This is a genomic window from Acidimicrobiales bacterium, assembly GCA_036378675.1.
In the GTDB taxonomy this organism is placed as follows: domain Bacteria; phylum Actinomycetota; class Acidimicrobiia; order Acidimicrobiales; family Palsa-688; genus DASUWA01.
The window spans coordinates 1-4,217 of sequence record DASUWA010000029.1 but is presented as its reverse complement, the minus strand read 5'-3'; the positions used below and the strand labels follow the sequence as shown (position 1 = coordinate 4,217).

General features: G+C 65.7%; 4 protein-coding genes. 3 read left to right on the top strand and 1 reads right to left on the bottom strand.

Annotated features, from left to right (window positions below):
• From VFZ97_10810 to VFZ97_10800, 3 genes are all read left to right on the top strand, one after another.
• A partial coding sequence (locus VFZ97_10810) for a hypothetical protein (protein HEX6393924.1) occupies positions 1-548 on the top strand: 548 nt, incomplete at its 5' end.
• Between the two features lie 40 nt (positions 549-588).
• A complete protein-coding gene (locus VFZ97_10805) occupies positions 589-2,298 on the top strand; it encodes an amidohydrolase family protein (protein HEX6393923.1) in 1,710 nt (569 codons plus the stop codon).
• On the top strand, positions 2,299-3,300 hold the full coding sequence (locus tag VFZ97_10800; protein HEX6393922.1) for an alpha/beta hydrolase: 1,002 nt from the start codon (positions 2,299-2,301) through the stop codon (positions 3,298-3,300).
• Here VFZ97_10800 and VFZ97_10795 read toward each other — a convergent pair.
• Positions 3,297-3,953, bottom strand: coding sequence for an alpha/beta family hydrolase (locus VFZ97_10795; protein HEX6393921.1), 657 nt, complete (start codon positions 3,951-3,953; stop codon positions 3,297-3,299). The two genes, VFZ97_10800 and VFZ97_10795, sit on opposite strands and share 4 nt — an antisense overlap.
• Between the last annotated feature and the right edge of the window lie 264 nt (positions 3,954-4,217).

The window sequence follows — 4,217 nt, the reverse complement described above, 5'->3', positions numbered from 1 at the left end:
TCAACCGGCTCCGCCGGTTCACCGACCGCAACGGCGAGCCGCTTGTGGCGGGGTTCCACGCTGTAGGCGACTCGCACACCTGCACGAACCCGGCCTACGGGCGCGGGTGCTCGCTCGCCCTCGTTCAGGCGACGCTTCTCGTCGACGCGGTCGCTGCCCATCCGAATGATCTGCTCGCCAGATCCCGTGCCTACGAGGCGTCATGCGCTCGGGAGGTCGAGCCGTGGTTCCACAGCTCGGTGATGATGGACCAGGCGAGAGCCGCGATGCGCAACCGCCCGACTTCGCAGGCAAGCGATCCCGGACAAGGCCAGCCAGATCTGCTCGCCGTTCTGCAAGCGGTGGCCTCGGGAGCTGTCACCGACCCAGTGGTGATCAACGGCTTCGCGCGACTGCTCCACCTGCTCGTGACGCCCAACGAGCTGTTCACGGACCCGGTGTTCCTGACCCGAATGATGGAGCTGGCGGCTAACCCCCCTGCCGTGCCCGCCGCCGGGCGAGGCCCAACGAGAGAAGAGCTTCTGAGGTCGGCATCCGCCGCCGCATGACAGACGATCAACAGACCAAGAACGACAAGAGGAGAAATCCATGCACGACGTAGTCATCCGAGGCGGCAAGATCGTCGACGGAACCGGGCGGACTCCTTACACCGGCGATGCCGCGATCGAGGGCGGGCGGATCGTGGCTGTCGGCAAGGTGGATGGAAGAGGCGCGCGGGAGATCGACGCCGATGGCGCGATCGTCACGCCGGGTTGGGTCGACGTGCACACCCACTACGACGGACAGGTCACGTGGGACCCTGAGGTTTCGCCGTCGGGATGGCACGGCGTTACGACTGTCGTCGTCGGGAATTGCGGTGTCGGCTTCGCCCCGGCCCGGGCGTCGGAACGGGGCTGGCTCATTCAGCTGATGGAGGGCGTAGAAGACATCCCCGGCACCGCCCTCGCCGAGGGAATGAGCTGGGACTGGGAGAGCTTCCCCGAATACCTCGACGAGGTGGAGCGCACGCCGCGCGTCCTCGACGTCGCCGCGATGGTCGCTCATGGAGCCCTGAGGGCGTACGTCCTCGGCTGCGATCGCAACAACGCGGACCCCTCCACCGAGGAGATCGCACTAATGGCAAAGATCGCCCGCGAGGCCCTCGAAGCAGGTGCGGTGGGCGTGTCGACGACGCGCACCCTCGCGCACATGGCCAAGGATGGTCAGCCGGCGGCCGGAACTTTCGCGAAGGCCGACGAGCTCATCGCGATCGGTGAGTCGCTCGGCGGGTTAGGGCGGCGGGTCTTCTCTGTCGCGAGCGAGCATGTTTTCGGGCCGAACATCGTGCAGGAAATGGCGTGGATGGCCGAGATCTCCCGCCGCGCTCACCAACCGCTCACCTACATGGTTCTCGACGTCCCATTCATTCCTGGGGCGTGGCGTCAGTCGATCGACCACGGACTCGAATTGAACCGAGAAGGCGCTTGGCTTGTCCCGCAGGTGGCAGGCAAGCCCGCATCGGTCATGGTCGGCTGGGACTCGAGCTACCACCTGTTCAGCGGTCATCAGGCCTACCAACCGTTGGCCGACCTTCCAATCGACGAGCGGCTGGCGCGGCTCCGCGACCCCGAGGTCCGTCAGGCGATCCTGGACGAGCCGTTGAGCTTCACCAACCCGTTCCTGGCCGTGCTCCACGCCAACATCAACAACCTTTACCAGTTGGGCGACCCACCGAACTATGAACCTGCACCAGACCAGAGCGTCGCCGGGATCGCAGAGCGTCAGGGACGACGACCGCTCGAAGTCGCCTACGACCTGATGTTCGAGCGAGGAGGGCAAGAACTCCTCTACGCGCCCCTGCTCGGTTACACCGATCGCAACTTCGACGCCCTTCGCGAGATGATCGTCCACCCGTCGACGGTGCTCGGCCTCGCCGACGGCGGCGCGCACTGCGGACTGATCTGCGACGGGGCGATGCCGACGTTCATGCTGACGCACTGGGTACGCGACCGAAGCCGCGGCGAGAGGATCAGCCTCGAAAAGGCCGTCCACCTTCAAACGGCGCGCACCGCAGACCTGTTCGGGTTCACGGATCGTGGCCGTCTGGCGCCGGGCCTTATCGCCGACGTGAACGTGATCGACTTCGACGGCCTCCGACTCGGTGAGGTAGTCATGGCCCGTGACCTCCCCGCCGGCGGAAAACGACTCGTCCAGCGCGCCTCCGGCTACCTCTCCACCATCAAGTCCGGCGTGGTCGTGCGCGAGAAGGACTCGGCGACCGGCGAGTGCCCCGGGCAGCTCGTGCGGGCCGCTCTGTAGGTGGCCGACCGGGAAAAAGAGCAGCCGCCGGCGCTGCCGGCCGGTGTCCGAAGCTCGAACGTCGCGACCAACGGAGTCGAGCTTCGCGTGCTGGAGGCTGGTCAAGGTTTCCCGGTGCTGATGCTGCACGGGTTCCCGGAGTTGGCGTTCTCGTGGAGGCATCAACTCCCGGTTCTCGCGAAGTCGGGCTTCAGGGCGATCGCGCCGGACCAACGAGGTTACGGGAGATCGTCGCGCCCGGATGATGTCTCCCTCTACGACATCGAGCATCTGATGGCGGACGCCATTGGGTTGCTCGACGCGCTCGGGCACCAAAAGGCCGTTGTCGTCGGACACGACTGGGGATCGATGGTCGCCTGGACCCTGGCCTTGCGCCATCCCGACCGGTTCGCAGGCGTCGTCGGCATGAGCGTTCCCTTCGTGCCGCGCGGCGAACTACCCCCTCTACAGGTCTTCCGCCAACTCTTCGCCAGCAACTTCTTCTACATCCTGTACTTCCAGGAACCAGGCGTCGCCGATGCCGACCTGGGCGCCGACCCTTCCAAGACCTTGCGGCGATTCCTCGCCGGGATCACGGCGGGCGGCGACCCGGCGTCGGCGGCGGTCGCGATGAGCGCTCCCGACGGCCGAGGCTTCGTCGAACGCCTTCCTGAGCCCGATCGGTTGCCAGATTGGCTGAGCAACGAGGAGCTCGACGTCTACGTTTCCGAGTTTGCCCGCACCGGCTTCACCGGCGGTCTCAACTGGTACCGGAACCTCGACCGGAACTGGGAGCTGACGGCCGACCTCGCCGGCAAGAAGATCGAGATTCCGTCGATGTTCATAGGCGGCGCCTCGGATCCGACTCTGTTCATGGCGCCGCCGTCGGTGATGTCGGGATGGGTGACCGATCATCGGGGGGATGTTTTGTTGGCGGGCGCCGGTCACTGGGTGCAACAGGAACGAGCGGCGGAAGTCAACGCCGAGCTGCTGGATTTTATGAAGGCAGTGGCCGGTACTTAGCGCTTGATCAAGTGGTCCCTGAACCACATCGAAGCGAGATCCGCAACTTGCTCGAGAGCACCGGGCTCCTCGAAAAGGTGAGTCGCGCCTTCGATCACTTCGATTTCATGGTGGACGGTTAGGCGCTCCGCCGCCTCTCGGTTCAACTCGAGGACGTTGGTGTCGCGGGCGCCAACAATGAGAAGAGTCGGCGCTCTGACGTCTTTCAAAGCATCGCCGGCCAGATCCGGGCGCCCCCCTCTGGACACCACGGCGCCGACTCGATCACCTTCTCGCGCGGCCGCGACGAGGGCCGCGCCGGCGCCGGTGCTCGCTCCGAAGTAGCCAAGCGGAAAGTCAGCCAGATCTGGCTGGTTGCGGACCCATTCGGTCGCCGCCTCCAACCGTGACGCCAAGAGCTCGATGTCGAACCGCAGTCGCCCGCCGGCGAACTCGGCCGCTTCCTCGCTCTGGGTCAGCAGATCCAGCAACACCGTGGCGATCGACTCGTCCTGCAGCCGGCGAGCAACCTGTCGGTTGCGGGGACTGTCCCGGCCGCTTCCGCTCCCGTGTGCGAACAGCACGACCGCGCCGGCGCCGGGCGGAACGGCGAGGTCTGCCTGCAGCTGAGCCCCTTCGAGCACGATCTCGACGGGCGTCTCCCACACGGTCACCGGTTACGAGGTTACGACCGGCGACAAGGGTAGATAAGGGCCGGACGCATAAAGGCTCAAAATGGAGCTCTGCGGCCAGAAAGCATGAGCAGGACCATGAACCCCCCGAGTAAGACCGAATCTGATACCCAGGACACGCAGCGACCCGGCGACGCCCGCCGTGAGGTGATCGACTCACTCATCGCGAGAATCGACGCCATCCTGTCCGAAGTGGAAGAAGCGTTCCCAAAGCCCGCTAAGGCCGTCTAGGCCGACCTTCCCGGC

Coding starts and splice junctions, on each gene's coding strand:
- VFZ97_10805 (HEX6393923.1), top strand. CDS start 589: ATGCACGACGTAGTCATCCGAGGCGGCAAGATCGTCGACGGAACCGGG.